At 69.7% G+C, this 18,901-nt stretch carries 22 protein-coding genes; 10 read left to right on the top strand and 12 right to left on the bottom strand.

The features are described from left to right. Positions 1 to 53 precede the first annotated feature (53 nt). Entirely contained in the window at positions 54 to 464 is a 411-nt protein-coding gene (locus OG504_RS48235; RefSeq protein ID WP_365306119.1) for a hypothetical protein, read from the bottom strand. A 388-nt stretch (positions 465 to 852) separates the two neighbouring features. Here OG504_RS48235 and OG504_RS48230 point away from each other — a divergent pair, with 388 nt between their 5' ends. Further along, positions 853 to 1,236: a nuclear transport factor 2 family protein gene (locus tag OG504_RS48230; protein WP_405995506.1), complete on the top strand. Its 384-nt coding sequence runs from the start codon at positions 853 to 855 to the stop codon at positions 1,234 to 1,236. A gap of 75 nt (positions 1,237 to 1,311) precedes the next feature. Then, on the top strand, positions 1,312 to 1,599 hold the full coding sequence (locus tag OG504_RS48225; protein ID WP_405995505.1) for a DUF1905 domain-containing protein: 288 nt from the start codon (positions 1,312 to 1,314) through the stop codon (positions 1,597 to 1,599). Here the strand turns inward: OG504_RS48225 and OG504_RS48220 are convergent. After that, positions 1,589 to 2,515, bottom strand: coding sequence for an AraC family transcriptional regulator (locus tag OG504_RS48220; RefSeq protein ID WP_405995504.1), 927 nt, complete (start codon positions 2,513 to 2,515; stop codon positions 1,589 to 1,591). The genes OG504_RS48225 and OG504_RS48220 overlap by 11 nt on opposite strands. Positions 2,516 to 2,620: 105 nt before the next feature. Between OG504_RS48220 and OG504_RS48215 the strand changes: the two genes are divergently transcribed. Then, positions 2,621 to 3,604: an oxidoreductase gene (locus OG504_RS48215; protein WP_405995503.1), complete on the top strand. Its 984-nt coding sequence runs from the start codon at positions 2,621 to 2,623 to the stop codon at positions 3,602 to 3,604. Between the two features lie 23 nt (positions 3,605 to 3,627). Here the strand turns inward: OG504_RS48215 and mgrA are convergent, their stop codons facing one another. Beyond that, positions 3,628 to 4,620: an L-glyceraldehyde 3-phosphate reductase gene (gene mgrA / locus OG504_RS48210; protein ID WP_405995502.1), complete on the bottom strand. Its 993-nt coding sequence runs from the start codon at positions 4,618 to 4,620 to the stop codon at positions 3,628 to 3,630. Between the two features lie 126 nt (positions 4,621 to 4,746). Between mgrA and OG504_RS48205 the strand changes: the two genes are divergently transcribed. Then, on the top strand, positions 4,747 to 5,637 hold the full coding sequence (locus tag OG504_RS48205; RefSeq protein WP_405995501.1) for a LysR substrate-binding domain-containing protein: 891 nt from the start codon (positions 4,747 to 4,749) through the stop codon (positions 5,635 to 5,637). Positions 5,638 to 5,664: 27 nt separating this feature from the next. Further along, positions 5,665 to 6,180 carry a DinB family protein gene (locus tag OG504_RS48200; protein ID WP_405995500.1) on the top strand — a complete coding sequence of 172 codons (516 nt, stop codon included), beginning with the start codon at positions 5,665 to 5,667 and terminating at the stop codon, positions 6,178 to 6,180. Here OG504_RS48200 and OG504_RS48195 read toward each other — a convergent pair. Beyond that, positions 6,162 to 7,232, bottom strand: coding sequence for an adenosine deaminase (locus OG504_RS48195; protein ID WP_405995499.1), 1,071 nt, complete (start codon positions 7,230 to 7,232; stop codon positions 6,162 to 6,164). The two genes, OG504_RS48200 and OG504_RS48195, sit on opposite strands and share 19 nt — an antisense overlap. A 55-nt stretch (positions 7,233 to 7,287) precedes the next feature. Further along, positions 7,288 to 7,683, bottom strand: coding sequence for a VOC family protein (locus OG504_RS48190; protein WP_405995498.1), 396 nt, complete (start codon positions 7,681 to 7,683; stop codon positions 7,288 to 7,290). Between the two features lie 615 nt (positions 7,684 to 8,298). Here OG504_RS48190 and OG504_RS48185 point away from each other — a divergent pair. Next, complete coding sequence (locus tag OG504_RS48185; RefSeq protein ID WP_405995497.1) at positions 8,299 to 9,168, top strand: putative RNA methyltransferase; 870 nt, start codon at positions 8,299 to 8,301, stop codon at positions 9,166 to 9,168. A 158-nt stretch (positions 9,169 to 9,326) separates the two neighbouring features. Further along, positions 9,327 to 10,040, top strand: coding sequence for a histone-like nucleoid-structuring protein Lsr2 (locus OG504_RS48180; RefSeq protein ID WP_405995496.1), 714 nt, complete (start codon positions 9,327 to 9,329; stop codon positions 10,038 to 10,040). Between the two features lie 93 nt (positions 10,041 to 10,133). Here OG504_RS48180 and OG504_RS48175 read toward each other — a convergent pair whose 3' ends face one another. Together OG504_RS48175 and OG504_RS48170 are read right to left on the bottom strand one after the other, a co-directional pair. Then, positions 10,134 to 11,075: a MerR family transcriptional regulator gene (locus OG504_RS48175; protein ID WP_405995495.1), complete on the bottom strand. Its 942-nt coding sequence runs from the start codon at positions 11,073 to 11,075 to the stop codon at positions 10,134 to 10,136. A gap of 87 nt (positions 11,076 to 11,162) precedes the next feature. Beyond that, a complete protein-coding gene (locus OG504_RS48170) occupies positions 11,163 to 11,534 on the bottom strand; it encodes a BlaI/MecI/CopY family transcriptional regulator (protein ID WP_019057139.1) in 372 nt (123 codons plus the stop codon). 238 nt (positions 11,535 to 11,772) lie between these two features. On the opposite strand from OG504_RS48170, the gene OG504_RS48165 reads away from it, so the two are divergent. The 3 genes from OG504_RS48165 to OG504_RS48155 all read left to right on the top strand — a co-directional run bounded on the left by OG504_RS48165 (position 11,773) and on the right by OG504_RS48155 (position 14,227). Continuing rightward, positions 11,773 to 12,852, top strand: a complete 1,080-nt coding sequence (locus OG504_RS48165; protein WP_405995494.1) for a sodium-dependent transporter — start codon at positions 11,773 to 11,775, stop codon at positions 12,850 to 12,852. A gap of 118 nt (positions 12,853 to 12,970) precedes the next feature. Then, positions 12,971 to 13,681: a dienelactone hydrolase family protein gene (locus OG504_RS48160; protein ID WP_405995493.1), complete on the top strand. Its 711-nt coding sequence runs from the start codon at positions 12,971 to 12,973 to the stop codon at positions 13,679 to 13,681. An 87-nt stretch (positions 13,682 to 13,768) separates the two neighbouring features. Continuing rightward, on the top strand, positions 13,769 to 14,227 hold the full coding sequence (locus OG504_RS48155; RefSeq protein WP_405995492.1) for a pyridoxamine 5'-phosphate oxidase family protein: 459 nt from the start codon (positions 13,769 to 13,771) through the stop codon (positions 14,225 to 14,227). Between the two features lie 36 nt (positions 14,228 to 14,263). On the opposite strand, the gene OG504_RS48150 is transcribed toward OG504_RS48155, so the two are convergent. The 5 genes from OG504_RS48150 to OG504_RS48130 form a co-directional block, all read right to left on the bottom strand. After that, a complete protein-coding gene (locus OG504_RS48150; protein ID WP_405995491.1) occupies positions 14,264 to 15,169 on the bottom strand; it encodes an aldo/keto reductase in 906 nt (301 codons plus the stop codon). 42 nt (positions 15,170 to 15,211) lie between these two features. After that, entirely contained in the window at positions 15,212 to 16,576 is a 1,365-nt protein-coding gene (locus OG504_RS48145) for an RICIN domain-containing protein (protein ID WP_405995490.1), read from the bottom strand. Between the two features lie 135 nt (positions 16,577 to 16,711). After that, positions 16,712 to 17,767: an NAD-dependent epimerase/dehydratase family protein gene (locus OG504_RS48140; protein WP_405995489.1), complete on the bottom strand. Its 1,056-nt coding sequence runs from the start codon at positions 17,765 to 17,767 to the stop codon at positions 16,712 to 16,714. An 83-nt stretch (positions 17,768 to 17,850) separates the two neighbouring features. Continuing rightward, complete coding sequence (locus OG504_RS48135; protein WP_405995488.1) at positions 17,851 to 18,483, bottom strand: SRPBCC family protein; 633 nt, start codon at positions 18,481 to 18,483, stop codon at positions 17,851 to 17,853. Then, positions 18,480 to 18,854: a helix-turn-helix transcriptional regulator gene (locus tag OG504_RS48130; protein ID WP_033280734.1), complete on the bottom strand. Its 375-nt coding sequence runs from the start codon at positions 18,852 to 18,854 to the stop codon at positions 18,480 to 18,482. Before OG504_RS48130 ends, OG504_RS48135 begins: the two co-directional genes overlap by 4 nt. Positions 18,855 to 18,901 lie beyond the last annotated feature (47 nt).

Below are 18,901 nucleotides of genomic sequence, written 5' to 3'. Positions count from 1 at the left end.
TTCGTTCACCCGTGCGCCCGGTCAGCGGTCAGGGGGGCGATGGCCGACACGTGTCAGGCGACGGGGACGACCAGTGCCGGAACGGTCCGCTGCATCCGGAGGGCGTCGACCGACTCGGCAAGAAGTTCGTACTCGGTGGTCTCGTCGCTGATGGCGATCTGAACCAGCCGTCCGGCCGCCAACTCGTAGGCCACCTGCTCCTGTTGACCCACGTCACGCGACCAGGTGCGTAACGCGCGGGGCACGTCGGGGGCCGTGTCCGAAACCGGTACCAGGGCACCCCGGGGGAAGCGCGGGTTCTCCGGTTGCGGGTCCAGCCGGTCGGCCATCCACACCGCGCGGTCCCGTAACCACCACAAGGCGAGCGCCAGGGTCGGCGCACGGTAGGTTCCCAGAGGCACCCCGACGCGCTGTCCGTCGCAGGTACCGTACGCGGTGACATGGCACAGGAATTCGTCGTGCACGATCACTCCCCCGTCGCGTGTCGATTGCCGGTCGGGCCTCGCTTTCCATGCGGCTCTGATGGCGGCTCGGGTGGCTCAGTTGGTGCGCACGATGGCGGATTTGCCTCGTGAAGCTATGCCCTAGCATTCAGGAAGTTATGCCCTAGCAGACGAGTATGTTCACTCCTGAAACACTGTCACCACGACTTTTTAGCCACTCTCTTGGCATATTCACAGCCTTAGTTGGCCGAAAAGCTTCGGAGCCCGTTCCGTGGTGTTCTCCCGCCGTCATTACCCGAGGGGTAATCGACGCCTTCCGCGCGCCCCGGCAGGGTGGAGTCACCGGGCCGGCAGGCAGCTGATCCGGTCCCTGACCAGTACGAACGACCTCGCTGGAGGCTGATTCACCATGTCCGTGAACACCGACCGATACGAGAGTGCCGTCGCCCGCTACTTCGAGGCCTGGAACGCGGGCGAACCGGAGGCGCTGGCGAAGGCGGTCGCCGCCGCCTGGTCCGTCGAGGGTACGTACACCGACCCGCTGGCGGCAGTCACCGGCCACACGGAGATCGCGGGGCTGATCGCCGGGGCACACAAGCAGTTCCCCGGGTTCGCCTTCCGTCCGCTGGGCGCAGTCGACGGACATCACAACACCGTGCGCTTCTCCTGGGAGTTGGTGAGCGAGGCCGACGGCTCGGCGCCCGTCGCCGGGTTCGACGTGATCACGCTGGACGGGGACGGCCGTATCCGCTCCGTGCTCGGTTTCCTCGACCGGGTGCCCGCAGGGGCCTGAGAGCCGGCGTTCGCGATGAGTTTTCCCGCTCGGGGTGGTCTCTTGTACGACAGGCCATCCCGAGCGGAGGACATCATGAGTACCGGCACCCCGTTGAACGAGGAATTCACCGCCGAATTGATCAAAAGCCCGCAGGACGGCGGCTGGACCTATCTTGTCTGGCCCGAGTCCGTCGCGTTCTTCGGCACCCGCGGTCTGGTCAAGGTCCGCGGCACGGTCGACGGACACCCTTTCCGCAGTTCGTTCATGGCTCTCGGGGACGGCACCCACAAACTCCCCGTGAAAGCCGATCTTCGAAAAGCCATCGGCAAAGGCGAGGGCGACCAGGTCACCGTGTGCCTCGAAGAACGGCTCAGCTCCTAGCCAGGGCTTCCTCGCGGTATCGTCGCGGCGCCACCCCGACCGCCCGTTTGAAGGCGTTGCTGAAGGCACTCTCGGAGGTGTAGCCGACGGAACGGGCGAGCGCGCCGACCGGGGCTGCGTCCTGGCGCAGGGCCCGGGCCGCGAGGTTCATGCGCCAGTTCAGCAGGTAGGTCAGGGGCGGCACACCGGCCGCCTCCTTGAACCGTACGGCGAACGTCGTGCGGGACATCGCGGCCGCCCGGGCCAGCTCCTCCAACTGCCAGGGGTGGGCCGGGTCGCCGTGCATCAGGCGCAGCGCGGGGGCGAGGCGTTCGTCGGCGAGGGCGCGCAGCCAGCCGGGCGGCAGCCCGTCCGAGTCGGTCAGACAGACCCGCAGCACCTGCACGAACATCAGCTGCGCGAGCTGCGCCGAGACGAACTCGACCCCGGCCCGGCGCGTGCGCATCTCGGCCGCCAACTGCCCGATGAGCCACCGCAGTACACCCGCCTCGGGCGAGTCGGCCCGCACGTGGACGAGCTCCGGCAGCGCCCGTCGCAGCAGATCGCCGCGGTCGCGGCTCAGGTCGATGTGCCCGGACACGCAGGCGACGTCCACCGCGTCGCCCTGCCCGAGCCGGCCCATCCGGGTCGCCGGGTCCATGACGACGTCCGCGGAGTCGGTCGGCGCGACGCCGGGCCGGCTGCACAGGGTGTACGGCTTGCCGCCGTCGGAGATCACGACGTCCCCCTCGACGAGGCGCAGGGGTTCGCCGCCGTCGCGGACCAGCAGACAACCGCCCTGCACCACCGCGTTGACCTTCAGCCGGTCGCGTCCACGCAGTTCGATGGCCCAGTCGCCGCCGGCCGTGAAGCCACCGGAGAACACGCTGCGGGCATCGGCGACGGCGAGGGCGTCGGACAGGGGATCCACGGTCATGTTCGAACTATCACGCAAGTTATACGGATTCTCAAGTATTCATCGTACGGATCGGTCGACCTACGGTGGTCTCAACAGCTCAAGCTGATGAGGGAGAGAGCAGACATGACCACCGCACAGCAGCCCCTGAATTCCGGCTTCGGCGCCGCGTCCACCGCCGAGGAGGTGATCAAGGGCGTCGACCTGACCGGCAAGGTCGCGATCATCACCGGCGGCTACTCCGGCATCGGCCTGGAGACGGCCCGCGTGCTGCACGGCGCCGGGGCGCAGCTCGTCGTACCGGCGAGGGACGTGGAGCGGGCCAGGACGGCGCTCGCGGTCCTCCCCGGGACCGAGGTCGAGTACATGGACCTGCTGGACCCGGCGTCCATCGACGCCTTCGCGGAGAAGTTCCTGGCCTCCGGGCGTCCGCTGCACCTCCTGGTGAACAACGCCGGGATCATGGCGACCCCGCTGGCGCGGGACGCTCGCGGCTACGAGTCGCAGTTCGCCGCCAACCACCTCGGGCACTTCCAGCTGACCACCAAGGTGTGGCCCGCGCTGGTCGCGGCGGACGGCGCGCGGGTCGTCGTGCTGTCGTCGCGGGGAATCCGCTTCGCCGGCGTCGACTTCGACGACCTGCAGTTCGAGCACCGGAAGTACGAGCCGTTCCTCGCCTACGGCCAGTCGAAGACGGCCAACGCGCTGTTCGCCGTGGAGGTCGACCGGCGCGGACAGGCGCAGGGCATCCGCGCGTTCGCCGTGCACCCGGGCCTGATCGTCGACACCGGGCTGGTCAAGCACCTCGACCCGGCGGCGCTCCAGGCCGCGGGGGCGCTCGACAGCGAGGGCAAGCCCATCCGTGACCCCGAGCGCCAGATGAAGACCGTGCAGCAGGGCGCGGCCACCAGCGTCTGGTGCGCGACCAGCCCGCAGCTCGACGGTCTCGGCGGGGTCTACTGCGAGAACGTCGACATCAGCCCGCTGCTCGCCCCTGAGGACGAAGCCGCCTGGGCCGGCGGGGACACCACCCCCGGGGTGCTGTCCCGCGCCGTGGACCCGGAGGCGGCGGCCCGGCTCTGGGAGGTCAGCGAGCGGCTCACGGCCTGACGGCCGTAAGAACGGTCTGTCGTCTACGGCCTGACGATCGCGTCGATGCGGGCCAGCTCGTCGGCGTCGAAGTCCAGGTTGCGGGTCGCCGCGACGCTGTCCTCGAGCTGCTGCGGGCTGCTCGCACCGACCAGCGCGGAGGTCACCCGGCCACCGCGCAGCACCCAGGCGAGGGCGAGCTGGGCGAGGGTCTGACCGCGCCCCTTGGCGATGTCGTCGAGGGCGCGGAGCTGACCGACCAGGTCCTCGGTGACCGCGTCCGAGTTCAGGAACGGGCTGTCGCTCGCCGCCCGGGAACCCTCCGGGATGCCGTCGAGGTAGCGGGAGCTGAGCAGCCCCTGCTCCAACGGCGAGAAGACGATCGACCCGACCTGGAGCTCGTCGAGGGCGTCGAGCAGGCCCTCGTCCTCGGGGCGGCGGTCCAGCATCGAGTAGCGCGGCTGGTGGATGAGGAGCGGGGTGCCCAGCTCGCCCAGGATGCGGGCGGCCTCCCGGGTCTGCTCCGCCGAGTAGTTGGAGATGCCGACGTAGAGCGCCTTGCCCTGCTGGACCGCGGAGTGCAGGGCGCCCATCGTCTCCTCGAGGGGAGTCTCCGGGTCGGGGCGGTGCGAGTAGAAGATGTCGACGTAGTCCAGGCCCATGCGGCTGAGGCTCTGGTCCAGCGAGGACAGCACGTACTTGCGCGAACCCCACTCGCCGTACGGGCCGGGCCACATCAGATAGCCGGCCTTGGTGGAGATCACCAGCTCGTCGCGGTACGACCCGAAGTCCGCCTTCAGCGCCTCGCCGAGGGCGGACTCAGCGGCGCCGGGCGGCGGGCCGTAGTTGTTGGCCAGGTCGAAGTGGGTGACGCCGAGGTCGAAGGCGCGGCGCAGGATGGCGCGCTGGGTGTCGACCGGGCGGTCGGGCCCGAAGTTGTGCCACAGGCCGAGCGAGATCGCGGGCAGCTTCAGACCGCTGCGTCCGGTGCGCCGGTAGGGCAGGTCCGCGTAGCGGTCGGGGTGTGCGGTGTACAACGCGACTCCAGAGGGGTTGGCACACGGGATACCGGTTCCAGGGAACCACCACCCACTCTGTCGTGACCTGCGGGCAGTGGTCCAACAGAAGAATCCGATGGAATTCAGCGGCTACGCTTCTCAATCATGGAACTGCGTCATCTCCAGCATTTCATCGCCGTCGCCGAGGACCACCACTTCACCCGCGCGGCCGAGCGGCTGATGGTGTCCCAGTCGGGCCTGTCGGCCTCGATCCGCGCCCTGGAACGGGAGTTGCAGACCCCGCTGTTCGTCCGCACCACCCGCCGGGTCACGCTCACGGAGGCCGGCCGGGCCCTCCTCGGCGAGGCGGAACGCATTCTGGCGCAGGTCCGCTCGGCGCACGAGGCGGTGGCCGCGGTGCAGGGCGTCCTGCGCGGCACGCTGTCACTGGGCACCGAGCAGTGCATCGCCGGGGTGCATGTGGCGGGCCTGCTCGCCGCGTTCCGGCGCCTGCATCCCGACGTGGAGATCCGGCTGCGGCAGGCGGGCTCCGGCGCGCTGGCGGAGGAGGTCGCGGCCGGACGCCTCGACCTGGCGTTCGCCTACCGGACCCAGGCGGACACCGACCAGCTCCGCTCCGTATCGCTGACCAGCGAGCCGATGACCGTGCTGTGCCATCCCAGCCACCGGCTCGCGGAGACCGGCGCGGCGGTGACTCCGGACGACCTCGGCGGCGAGGTCTTCGTCGACTTCCACCCGGACTGGGCCTCGCGCCGCACCACGGACGCCGTCTTCGCCGCGGCGGGCGTACGGCGGACGGTCGCGCTGGAGGTCAACGACGTGCACAGCCTCCTCGACCTGATCGACGAGAACCTCGGCATCGCGGTGGTCCCCCAGCACTTCCGTCACAAGCGCGAGCCCCTCACCGCGCTCCCCCTCAAGGGCACCGGCGAGGAGGTCTACGAGACGGTGGCGCTGCTCCCGCCCCCGCAGGCCACCAGCCCAGCGGCCCGCGCCCTGATGACGCTCCTGGAAACCGGCACTCCGGCCGCATGACGGACACCGATGCGCGATGGTGGTCGTATGCATGCCAACGACATCCTCATTGACGCGTACGGCCGCATCCAGGAAGAAGTCCATGCCGCGGTCGACGGTCTCACCCCTGACCAACTGCACGCCCGCCTGACCCCCGACGCCAACTCCATCGCCTGGCTGATCTGGCACCTCACCCGCGTCCAGGACGACCATGTCGCCGACGCCGCGGGACTCGACCAGGTGTGGCTGACCCAGGGCTGGGAGAAGCGCTTCGGCCTCGACCTGCCGGCCAGGGACACGGGCTACGGCCACACCGCCGCGAAGGTCGGCAAGGTGCGCGTCGAGTCGGCCGGGCAGCTGACCGGGTATTACGACGCCGTGCACGACCAGACGCTGGCGTACCTGCGCGGCCTGACGGCGAAGGACTACGACCGGATCGTGGACGAGCGCTGGGACCCGCCGGTCACCCTGGGCGTACGACTGGTCAGCGTCCTGTCCGACGATCTGGAGCACGTCGGACAGGCCGCGTATGCGCGCGGGCTGCTTCAGAGCGCGGAGGCGTAACCCGGCAGGACGACGTCCTCGATGAGGACCTTGCGCTCGTCGTACGGGATGAACGCGCTCTTCAGGGCGTTCACCGTGACCGTGCGCAGGTCCTCGACCGTCCAGCCCGCCTCGTCCACCAGAAGGGACATCTCGCGCGTCATCGTCGTACCGGACACCAGTCGGTTGTCGGTGTTGAGGGTGACGCGGAAGCCTAGGTCCTTGAGGGCGGTGATGGGGTGCTCGGCGATCGAAGTGGCCGCGCCCGTCTGGAGGTTGGAGGTCGGGCACATCTCCAGGGCGATACGGCGGTCACGGACCCAGCCGGCCAGGCGGCCGAGCTTGCCGTCGACGATGTCCTCGGTGATGCGGACGCCGTGGCCGATGCGCTGGGCGCCGCACACCTGGAGGGCCTGGTGGATGCTGGGCAGTCCGTGCGCCTCACCGGCGTGGATCGTGAACGGCACGCTCTCGCGGCGCAGGTGCTCGAACGCGGCGAGGTGGTCGGCGGGCGGGAAGCCGTCCTCGGCACCGGCGATGTCGAAGCCGACGACACCGGCGTCCCGGAAGGCCACCGCGAGGTCGGCGGCCTCGCCGACCCGGTCGAACATCCGCATCCCGCACAGCAGCGTCCGCACCTGGACCGGCGTTCCGGCCGCGGCGGCCTTGGCCATACCGGCCGCGAGCCCCTCCTGGACGGTCTCGACGACCTCGCTGAGCGTGAGTTCGCCGTTGGTGTTCAACTCGGGCGCGTAGCGCACCTCGCCGTAGACGACACCGTCGGCCGCGAGGTCGAGCACGTACTCCTCGGCGGTCCGCAGCAGGCCCTCGCGGCTCTGCATCACGGCGAGGGTGTGCTCGAAGGTGGCGATGTAGCGCACCAGGTCACCGGAGTTGGCGGCGTCGAAGTACCAGGCGGCCAGTTCGTCCGGGTCGGTGGTGGGCAGCGAGTGCCCGACCGCCTCCGCGAGCTCCACGACGGTGGCGGGGCGCAGACCGCCGTCGAGGTGGTCGTGCAGCACGGCCTTGGGGAGCCGGCGAAGAGTGTCGGCTTCTATGCGCGTAGATGACATGTGCGGTGGTTCCTCGGTCGTCGTTCGGTGAGCGGGAGGGCAGGCGCTACGGGGGTCAGGCGGCGGGCTGGAGGAGGTCCCAGCGGTTTCCGTACAGATCCTGGAACACGGCGACGGAACCGTACGGCTCGTGCCGCGGCTCCTCCAGGAAGGTCACGCCTGCGGCGAGCATACGGGCATGATCGCGGGCGAAGTCCTCGGTGTGGAGAAAGAACCCGACACGGCCGCCGGTCTGGTCACCGACCCGGGCACCCTGACCCTCCCCCTTGGCACGGGCGAGCAGCAGGCCGGTCCCGGAGACGTCCGCACCGGGCGGCGTCACGACGACCCAGCGGGACCCGTCGGGCCGGGGCGCGTCCTCGACGAGGCGGAAGCCGAGGGCTTCCGTGTAGAAGCGGATCGCCTCGTCGTAGTCGTCGACGACGAGGGTGACCAGGGCGATACGGCTCATCGGGGGTCTCCGTGCGGGTTCCGGTCGGTGGGATTGACGTGGGATTGACGGGTGAGGTTATACGTAAAACTTCACTCGCGCCAGTCGGATTCGGAGGGGGTTGAGGAAGGGGTGGGGAGGCGAGGCTTTTGGGGTGTCGGGAAGGTGGGGGCGGCTGAGCGAATCGGCAGGTCAGCAGGGTGCCACGTGGGTTTGGAGGGCTCGGCGGGCACGCGGGGCGGATGCGCGGGGTCCATGGCGGGCGGGAGACACTAGGTGGGCACGGTCTCGCCCGAGAGGGGCGTGGGGCCGATGCGTGGGGTCTGCGGGTCTGCGGGTCTGCGGGTCATGACCGATACCGGCCAAGGGTCGGTTGCCTCGGCCGCGGCTCCTGACGTCGGCGACCCGAGCGGCTTCGCCGATGCTCGTAGACTCACGGCGTGGCATTCACGAGCACCCCGCACTGCTTCCTGTAACCGGAAGGCGTTGAGGGCGAGGCCGGACGGCGTCGCCCTCCTTGGTGTGCCTGCTGCGTGAGCCGCATTTCCGGCGCTGCCCGTTCCTGTTCGAGGCAGTGACGTTCCGAGCGCGCGTAAAGGCACAGTCCCTTCCCCTCGCCCTTGCCAGGAGCGCCTCGTGCCTACGTCGTTTCCCCCTGCCCTCGATCTGTCCCTCGACCTGCTGCGCTGCCCGACGTGCCACACGCGCGGCCTGTACCGTGACCGCGGCGCGTTGCGCTGTCCGGCGGGTCACACCTTCGACATCGCCCGCCACGGCTACGCCGGCCTGTTGACGGGCGCCCGCGCCACCAGCGGCGACGACGCGGCCATGACCCAGGCCCGGGAACGGTTTCTGTCGACCGACGCGTACGCGCCCATCCGTAAAGCAGTTGCCCGGCTGGTGGCCGGCTCCGCGCCTGAGCAGGCCACGGTTGTGGACGTCGGGTGCGGTACGGGCTACTACCTGGCCGGCGTGCTCGATCAGTTGCCCGGCGCCCGCGGTCTGGGGCTGGACACGTCGGTGCGTGCGTTGCGCTCGGCGGCGCGTGCCCATGAACGGGCCGCCGCAGTGGCCTGGGACGTCTTCCGTCCCTTCCCGCTGGCCGACGGAGTGGCCGAGGTCGTGTTGGACGTGTTCGCCCCGCGCAACCCGGTCGAGTTCCACCGAGTACTGCGCCCGACCGGCCGATTGATCGTGGTCCGACCGACCAGGCGACACCTGGCCGAACTGCGCGGCCGCGTGTCGGCGATGGTCACGATCGACCCGGCCAAGGAACAACGCCTGCACCGGGCACTGGATCCCTACTTCGAATCCGCCGTCACCGAAGAGGTCGCGTACACCGCGCCCTTGACCAGGCAGGAGGCCCTCGACCTGGTCGGGATGACGCCGAGCGCACGCCACTTGAGCCGTCTGGACCTGAACAATGCCGGCCCCTTGCCCGACCACGTCACCGTCTCCGTGCTGGCCACCGCCTACCGGCCTCGGTGCCGACAAGCAGGCGCATGAGCCTGTTGATCCCTGGAGAGATGGGCCACGCCAGACGTTCCGGCCCTGGCCGGCAACGCGAAACTCCTTCCGCGTCCGTCATTGTCAGTGGTCCCGCCTACGGTTCTGGGTGAGCGTGCTCCGCGTGAGGGCGCATCCCGCCGGAGGGGAGATCACACGTGAGCGATATTCCGATGCACGAGGCAGGAGACGTACGAACGGCCTGGGGTCGGATCACCGCCTGGCTTGAGCGGAACGACCCGGAAGCGTTCGCCGCGCTCGGCGGCCCGGGTAGCCCGACAGCCATTGACGAAGCCGAGCTGCGCATGGGTCTGGAGCTGCCAGGGGAGATGCGGCAGTGGCTGCTGACGACCGACCTCGATGCCGGCAGGCAACCCGACGCTCGATCATGTCTGGTGGCGCTGGGGTGCGAGGCAGTCGTCCCCAGCGGCCATCTCCTTCTGGGACTGACAGACATCCAACGGGTCTACCTCAGCCAGATGGGCTTGGAGGAGATGCAGCCGTCCGAAGACCCCGACCATCCGTTCTGGCGTCGTGAGTGGGTGCCTGTCGCCGCGGAGCGCGACGGTCTCTACGGAACGTTCCTGGACACGCTCAGCGGAACCGTCGGAACGTGGGCTGAAGCACACGGTCCCGAGGAGGGCGTATACGCCTCGTTGTTCGCTTTCCTCCAAGAGACAGCGGACCAGCTGGAAGAGGTCTCCTCGGGAGACTGGAGAGGCCCCGGCAGGTCTGCTGGACTCCGTAAGCTCGATCCCCGTCCGGAAGACGAGCCGATACGCCTCTGGGCACGCGCCAACGGTTGTCTCGTAAATGATCGTGGTCGTATCCCTCGGAGCGTCCGTGAGGCCTACGAGGCATCACAGAGGTGAGCACCGGCCCGGTCTGCGGGCCGACCGCAGCGACTCCAGGTGCCGCTCGGCAAGGACGCGACGCGCAGCCGCTGTTGCAGTCGCACTGGGTGGCTATGCGGCAGCACGGTCATTTCGCAGGGCCCGGATGAGCCAGGGGTACGCCGGGATCAGGTTCGGTACCAGCTGCCAGCCGTTGACGATCCACACCAGCCGCCAGTATCGGTCCGCCCGGGGATCGTGTGCTTCTTCGAACTGCCGGGCCATCCAGTCCCGGAATTCCGCGTCAGGGGTACGCGCGAACACCTCGGCGAAGCGGTGCACGAGGTCGTCGATGACGGGAGCGCCCCCGTCGTCGAGCGGGTCGATGCCCGACTCCATGGCATCGGCCACCTTCTGACGGGTGAACTCCATCAGTTCCTCGCCTACCTCGCTCTCGATGTCGAGCGTGCGTCCGGTGGCCTGGCGTACGGCAGTCCGGCGCATCCGGGCCCGGAAGTCCTCGTCGCCGATCAGCTCCACGAGTTCCACCCAAGCGGTGACCTGCTCGCTGGAGGGATCGTCAGGGAGGTCGGGCGTGGCAGCGCGAACCATGGCCGCCGCGGCCGGGTCGGCATCCGCTGTGCCGAAGGTGCCCTCCACGAAATCGTCGATCAACCGCCGGCGTTCCTCGCCGGACAACTGCGTGAGCCTGTGCACGAGCTTGATCTCCTCGGGATCGGACCCGTATCCGGCCACGGCTCGCAGAACGCTCCGACGCAGTTGCAGCACCCGGATCTGGACGTCCATGGCGTCGGCGTGCGCGGCGGCGACTTCCGCCACCGAGATCTCACGGTCCAGCACCCGTTGAATCGTGGCGAGGTCCATGCCCAACTCGCGCAGTGTGCGCAGGAGTTCCAGACGAAGCAGTGCGTCGAGGTCGTAGAGCCGATAACCGGCAGGGCTTCGGGTGGTCGGCGCCACCACTCCCGAGTCGGAGTAGAACCGGATGGTCCGCACGGACAGGCCGGTCCGCCGGGAGAGTTCCCCGATCGAGTAGCGGGTCGTGGCGTCCATGTCCCCCACTCTGCAGTCTCCAGTCACTGGAGACTCAAGGCCGTTCCCCGCCGTCCTCGACCGAGGCGCCTTCCGAGATGCCGGACTTCACGCCTCCCCGGATTCCAACAGGTCCCGCAACACCCGCTCGTCATCAGGACTGAGCTGGGCGACGAACCGGGCCAGCACCGTCTCCCGGTCCCCGTCCCGGTCGAGTTCCGTATGCATCCGCCGCGCGGTGAGCCCCTGCGCGTCCTGCACCGGAAAGTACGCGTACCCGCGCCCCTGCCGCCGCCGCTCCACCACGCCCTTGTCGTGCAGCCGGGTCAGGATCGTCGTCACCGTGGTGCGGGCCAGACCCGTGTCGAGGCTCAGCTGCACCTCGCCGGGGGTCTGCGGGTCGCCGGCGGCCCAGAGGGCGGCCATGACGGTGGCCTCCAGCTCACCCGCCGGTCGGCGTTCGTCCTTCTCGTCGGCCATGGGAACGATCCTCACCCCGTCTTCGTCTACAGTTCAGTAGACCGTCTACAGAATTGTAGTCACTCGGGTGCCGTCTCGTCACCGCGCCCGTGTGTCCGCTTCCGCCCGCCCATTATGGAAGGACCGTCGACGATGACCGCAGGGCTTCACTCACTCACCCCCTCTCGCGTGTCGGCGAGCTTCCACGCGATACCGGCGCTCCGTCTCCGCCCAGGTCCTACGACGGAAGAGCGCCACGATGTGTCCCCAGTCATCCAGGATCCCCGCCGGGTTCCCCTCCGTACCCCGCCTGCTCGCTCTGCTCCGCCGCCACCTGGGCCGAGCCGTCGCCGTGACGTACCTGGCGGCGGCGGTGCTGCCAGGGCCCGGCCTGTGGCTCCGGCACCCGCACGCGACGGGCATCGCCGAACTGTCCCTGCGCACACCCCAGTTACTCCTCGCCCTCGTCCTGTTCGGCGCCGGCCTCCAGGTCCCGCTGCGCGAACTGCGGCTGCTTCTACGGCGTCCAGCCGCCCTGCTCGCGGGCCTCGCCCTGCACATCCTGGTGCCGCTGCTGATCGTCCCCGGGGTGGCCCTCGCGCTGCGGCTGTCGCCGGACCACGACGGCGGCAGCGGGATGATCGCCGCGATGATCCTCGTCGTCGCCATGCCGGTGGCCGCGGGGGCGACGGTGTGGACCGCGAAGGGGGACGGCGACCAGCCCACGGCGGTGGGCCTGGTGCTCGCCTCCACTCTCGTCAGCCCGTTGACCGTCCCGCTCACCCTGGCCGTCCTGTGCCCGCTGCTCCAGGGCGACTACGCGGGCAGACTCGCCGTCGCCGCCCACTCGGCCGGGGACGCCTTCGCCCTCACCTCGGTCGTCCTGCCGTGCGCGGCGGGCATCCTGTGCCGCCTCGCCCTGCCCTCACGCGCACGGGACGGACTCATCGGCGTGGCCGTCCCCGCCGCGCTCCCGGGTTCACTGCTGCTGACGTACGTCAACGCGAGCGGGGTGCTCGGCCCCTTCGTGCGCCACCCGCGCCCGGTGCTCCTCCTGGCCGCGCTCGGTGTCGCCGCGACGGTGTGCGGCCTGTCCTTCGCCCTGGGCCGGGTGGCCGCGCGGGCACTGCGCCTCGACGCCCGGGCCGGTGCCTCGGTGACGCTGGCCTGCGGGATGAACAACAGCAGCGCGAGTGCCGTGCTGATCACGACGACCCTGCCCGACCGCCCGCACGTCCTGCTGCCGGTGCTGGCGTACGGGCTGCTGCAGAAGGTGGCCGCCGGACGGGTGGTCCGCATAGGACAGGAACCGAACCCCGCGACGGCCTCCGCGCAATAGCGGGATCGAGGGGCCGAAGCGCCCTCCGGACCCGGCCGTGGCAGGCTGGAGATCACGTCGGGTCCCGCCCCGACGGCGCCACCCCCAACCGAGCACTGCTGTACAGGAGTTGAGCCCCATGTCCTCCGAGCTGCCGAAGTCGACCGGAGCCCCGGCCCACCAGAACGTCACCTTCCCCAGCGCCGGGGGCACCGCCCACGGCTATCTCGCGCTGCCGCCGTCCGGGAGCGGACCGGGCGTGATCGTCATCCAGGAGTGGTGGGGCCTGACCGACCACATCGCCGACGTGGCCGACCGCCTCGCCCAGGAGGGCTTCGTCGCGTTCGCCCCCGACCTCTACGGCGGGAACGTGGCGCACGAGAGCGACGAGGCTCTGCGCATGATGCTGGCCCTTCCGGTCGCCCGCGGTGTCGAACTGCTCTCCGGCGCGGTCGACCACCTGCTGTCCCTGCCCGAGGTCACCTCGGACACGGTCGGCGCGGTCGGCTTCTGCATGGGCGGCGGCTTCGTCCTCTACCTCGCCGCGGCCGACCCCCGGGTCAGCGCGGCGGTCCCCTTCTACGGCGTGATCCAGGGCGAACTCCCCGACTTCTCCGGCCTGAAGGCACAAATCCAGGGCCACTACGGCGAGTTGGACGAGAGCATCCCGGTCTCCGGCCTCGACGCCCTGGCCAAGCACATCCAGGAACAGTCCGGCATCACCCCGGACCTGCGCCTCTACCCGGCCAACCACGCCTTCTTCAACGACGGCCGCCCGGTCTACGACGCCGACTCCGCCACCCGCGCCTGGTCGAGCACGGTGCCGTTCCTGCACGAGCAACTGGGCTGACGCCCCGACGTCCCCGACGCCCTCGGGCCAAAGTCCTACGCCCCTGGCCCGAGGTGCCGCGCGGGCGACGCCGGTAGCGTCCCGAGCATGAAGGTCACCGTGCCGCCCCGAAGTCCCGACGAGCGCAGGCGTGACGTACTGGCCCGGCTGGGGCGGGAGTTGGACATCTGGGTGGCCTCGGCGGATGCCGACGGGGTGCCGTGTCTGGTGCCGTTGTGGTTCGTCTGGGACGGGCGGTCGGTCTGGCTCTCCACCCGGGCCACGAACCCCACGGGCCGCAATCTCACCGACGGGCGGCGGACCCGGCTGGCGTTCGCGGACACCCGGGACGTCGTGCTCATCGACGGCGAGGCAGCCGCCTTCACCGCCCAGGACGTCCCGGCCGCCGCGGCTGAGGCCTTCAACGGAAAGTACGGCTGGGATCCCCGTGAGGACCGCGCGGCCTACTCCTTCTTCCGGGTCCGGCCGCTCGCCGTCCAGGCGTGGCACGAGCAGCGCGAGCTGCCCCAGCGTCATCTCATGCGGGACGGGATCTGGGTGGTCTGAGCCCCGCTGCAGCCCCCGCCGCGACCCCGCTGTCGCTCAACCCGCCTTCCTGTGCAGCTCGTTGAGCCGGACCAGTTCGTCCTCGGTCAGCCGGATCGCGCCCGTGGCCACGTTCTCGGTGAGGTGGTCGGGGTTGCCCGTGCCCGGGATCGCGAGGACGTGCGGGCCCTGGGCGAGGGACCAGGCGAGGCGGATCTGGGCGGGGCTGGCGTCGTGAGCGTTCGCGACGGCCAGTACCTCGTCGTCGTGGGCGGTGGTCGCGCCCTGCGGCCCGGCCTCGCCCGCGATGGCGAAGAACGGGACGAAGGCGATGCCCTGTTCCCCGCAGATCCGCAGCATCTCGTCGGTGTCGGGGCTGGACGAGTCGAGCCCGAACCGGTTCTGCACACTCACCACCGGCGCGATCGCCTGCGCCTCGGCCAGATGGCGCGGCTCGACGTCGGAGATCGCGAGGTGCCGGACCAGTCCCTCCTCGCGGAGTTCGGCGAGGGCCCCGAAGTGCTCGGCGATCGAGTCCTGTCGCATCCGGCGGAGGTAGACCACGTCGAGGTGGTCGCGCCCCAACTGCCGCAGGTTCTCCTCGACATGGCCGCGCAGGTCGTCCGGGCGGGCCGAAGTGCCCCACTCCCCCGAGTAGTTCCGGAAGGGTCCGACCTTGGTGGCGATCACCAGGTCGTCGGCGTAGGGGGCGAGTGCGGAGTTGATGAGTTCGTTGGCGGACCGCAGGGACGAGAAGTAGAAGGCGGCCGTGTCGATGTGGTTCACACCGAGCTCGATCGCCCTGCGCAGCACGGCGATCGACCGGTCGCGGTCGCTCGGTGTCCCGAGGTTGAAGGCTGCGCTGCCCGTCAACCGCATCGCGCCGAAACCGATGCGGTTGACGGTCAGGTCGCCGAGTTGCCAGGTGCCCGCGGCGGCCGCGGTGATCTTCTCAGAGGTCATCAGCGGAGTTTCGCACACGTCCGCCGAAGGACCGACCGCACTTTACGGATACGTGTAGCTGTTCAGGGAGTTGACCGCGGCGGCCGGGTCACCGAGGTCGTAGCGGTCCACGGCAAGGAAGTTGGGCTTCTTGCGGGCGGCCGGCTGGCAGAACCGCTGGGCCCGGTCGAGGACCTTGGTGTTGTCGGTCTGCGCCGTCCCGGCGATGGTGGCATCGCGGAAGTGGTTCATGACGAACAGCGGCCGGAACGCCGAATAGGTCTGCGTCAGTGGGACGTTGAGGTCGCTGCCGTACCAACGGCTGTAGCAGGACCAGTCGGAGGAGCTCGCGCCGGAACCCATGGACCAGTAGTTCTCGACGGTCCAGTCCCGCTGGTACATCACGCCGAAGCTGTCCCGGGTCAGTCCGGCGGACTCGTCGGAGGCGCGGCTGTGGTCGGTGAAGATCAGCAGGCGGTGGTTGGCGGCGATCAGGTCGGCCATCTTCGGCCAGCCGTTCTGCCGCACTCCGGTCTGGTCGGGGCGGTACAGCACGTCGTACAGGCCGTTGACGCGGGCGAGTTCGCTGCGCAGGACGCCCGGGTCGACGTAGTCCTCCAGGAAGACGGTGACGAACTGGTCGGGGTGCGCCTTGAGGAAGTCGACCATGCGCTGGAGGTCGACGTTCAGGGCGACCGGGCTGCTGACCAGGGTGCAGCTGTCGTGGCAGAGGATCGCGCCGTCGGAGGTCTGGTGGATGTCCAGCATGAACCCCCGTACGCCGTCGGAGAGTTGCTGGTTGATGCCCCGGGACTGGTTCGGGAAGAAGTTCACGAAGGGTGGGGCGAAACCGCCGTCGACCCCGTTGGCGTAGGCGTTGTGTGCGGTGAGGAACGTGACCTGGTCCAGGGTGCGTTGGTCCTGGGCCGGCATCGGGTTGGTGGGTGACGTGATCGGCGTGAGGTACCAGGAGGCGAGTCCGCCGGAGGAGCCGACGGCCAGCTGGGCCGGGTAGTTGGCGCCGGAGGGCTTGGCGCCGACGGTCAAGTAGCTTTCCGCGCCCGGGACTTTGAGCGTGTACTGCTCGCCGCCGGTCGGGGTGATCTGCCAGGCGGCGTCGGCGCTCGTGCACGCGACGGTCTTCGCCGTGCTGCCCGAGCGGCCCAGACAGCTGCCGGCCGTGTCGGTGCTCTCCAGGACGTACGACGATCCGCTCGTCCGGAGGTTCCACTGCTGGTGGTCCTCGTTGCCCTTGGGGTTGTGCTGTTCCACCGCTCCCCCCTTGTCGGCCGCGTCGAGCCCGGTCGTGGCGCTCTGGACGTAGTAGGTGCCCGGAGCGGGGACCGCGTCGGCGGCTCCGGCCGGTGGAGCGACGATCGCCGCCGACAGCGCGGCGGCGACTGCCAGCAGGGCGTGGGGGGTTCGCATGGGTGCCCTTCGGGTTCGAGTGTGGTCAGGCTCATGACACCGAAAAGGTGATCGGCCACACCCAAGCGCCTGTGGTCTGAACCAGTCAAGAGGGGTGACCCGTCGGTGGGGTGAACGACGAAGGGCGAGACACGATCACCCCGATTTCCTCAACTCCCGCCAGGCCAGGTGGTGATCGAGGAGGGTCTCCTCCAACGGCCGGTAGTCGATGCCCAGTTCCTTCACACCGCGCCGGTTGTCGACGGGGAACCTGATCCCGAGGTGCTTGCGGATGTAGTCCTGGGTGAGCCCGAACGCCGGGCCCAGGACGCGCACCGGCCAGTGCGGCAGGCCGTGCCGGGGCAGCCGGTGATCGCGCGGGTGGTGCTGCCGCAGGGCGCGTGACATGTCGAGGAAGGACGCCATCCGGGCGGCCGCGACGATGTAACGGCCGTGCGCGTCGGGGTTCTCCGCCGCCGCGATGTGCGCGCTCGCGACGTCCCGCACGTCGGCGACGGTGAAGCTGAAGTCGGGTGCCCCGTAGAAGAAGTAGCCCTTGAAGAGCTCGTCGAGGAGGAACAGGCTGCCGGAGTCGGAGGCCGGGGTGAGTGAAGGGCCCAGGATCAGACCGGGGTTGACGGACACCATGCGCCAGCGGTTCTGCGCCTGTTGCGCGTCCCAGGCGGCGCGTTCGGCGACCGTCTTCGCGTAGTGGTACGGGTTGTTCTCGACCGTGCTGGTGGTGTTGAAGTAGTCCTCGGAGAGCGTCTCGTCCTTCATCGCCAGGACGTCCACGTAGTCGCCGAAGATCGCGCCGACCGTCGAGGTGAACACCAACTTCTCGACGCCGGGCGTGCGTTCGATGCCGGCGAGGACGTTGCGGGTGCCGGCGAGCGCCGGCTCGACGACGTCCTTCTGACCGTCCTTGATCTTCTCCGGCATCAGGAACGGCGAGGCCACATGGAAGACGACCCGGCAGCCGTCCATCGCCGCGTCGAAGGAGCCCTCCGCCAGCAGGTCGGCCTCGAACAGCCCCAGCGCGCCCGGGAATTGCTCCCCCATGGCCCGCAGCGGCGCGACCTTCGCCTCGTTGCCGAGGGAGCGCACGGTGGTGTGCACCCGGTAGCCGCGCTCCAGCAACTGCCGGACCAGATGGCTGCCGACGAAGCCGCTCCCGCCGGTCACCAACACCGTCTCGCCGCCGACACTCATCCCTGGCTCCGATCACCGTGGCGTCCAGCGCGCACGCTACAACGGTGATCGGTGTCAGGTCAGCGCTTCGGTCGCTACGACTCTCAACTCCCGGCCCCCGTATAGGCGGCGGTGGTCCGGTCGGCCGCCTCGCGGGCCGCCGACTCGTCCTCGCCGCTCGCCACGTTCGCCGCGAACCACGCCTCGCTGCTCAAGGTGACGAAGCGGCGTCCCTCCTCGGACCCCAGCCAGGCCATGGCGTCCTCGGGCTTCACGGAAGCCTGGCCCGACAGATTGCCGTCCAGCCCCAGAAGGATCGAGTCCCAGCCGACACCGACCGCGCCGGGCCCGAACTCGGCCCACTTCGTGTCGTCGACATGGGCGATGTGCTCCAACTCGAAGCGCGTCCCGTCGCCCTCGGGCGTCAACCTCAGCTCGATCCAGCTCACTTCACCGCCGAACTCCCAGGTCGCGAAGAAGGAGTTGGGCGGGTCGCAGCGCTCGACGGTGCCGCCCGCGTTGCCCTGCAGCTGATACTTCCCGCCCACGTGCAGCTCTCCGGTGACCGGCAGGAACCAGCGCGGGATGCGCTCGGGGTTGGTGCAGGCGTCCCAGACGTCCTCGACCGGTGAGCCGTAGGACTGGCCGATGGTGATCACGCGGGCCTCGCCGGCCTGGAAGTCGCGTCGGCCGACCGTGCGGCTCACGGAGTTGATCTGGTGGGTCACGTCGATCATGGGGTGCTCCTCGACTCTTCGGGGCTGTCGTCGTCGGACTCGCGGAGCCGGCGCTCGCGCTTGCCCCGGGCCAACTCGGTTGCCAGGGCGTCCAGATGAGGGGTCCAGTAGCGGCGGAACCGGTCGAGCCAGGCGTCGATGTCCCGCAGCGGCCCGGAGTCGACCGCGTAGAGGCGCCGGGTGCCGTCCGGCCGTACCGTCGCGAATCCGTTCTCCCGCAGCACCTTCAGATGCTGGGAGACAGCGGGCTGCGTTATCCCGAACTCGCGCCGGACGACGTCGCTGACCGTGCCGGCGGGCTGCTCGCCCTCGGCGAGCAGCTCCAGGATGCGGCGGCGCACGGGGTCTCCGAGCACATCGAAAGCGTGCATGTACCCAAAAGTATCACCGGCCGCTTATATAAGCGACCGGTGATAGA

Origin of the sequence: Streptomyces sp. NBC_00986 (assembly GCF_045162565.1) — a bacterium.
Classification (GTDB): domain Bacteria; phylum Actinomycetota; class Actinomycetes; order Streptomycetales; family Streptomycetaceae; genus Streptomyces.
The sequence above is the reverse complement of the archived record's forward strand: the minus strand, read 5'-3'. Positions and strand labels throughout refer to the sequence as shown.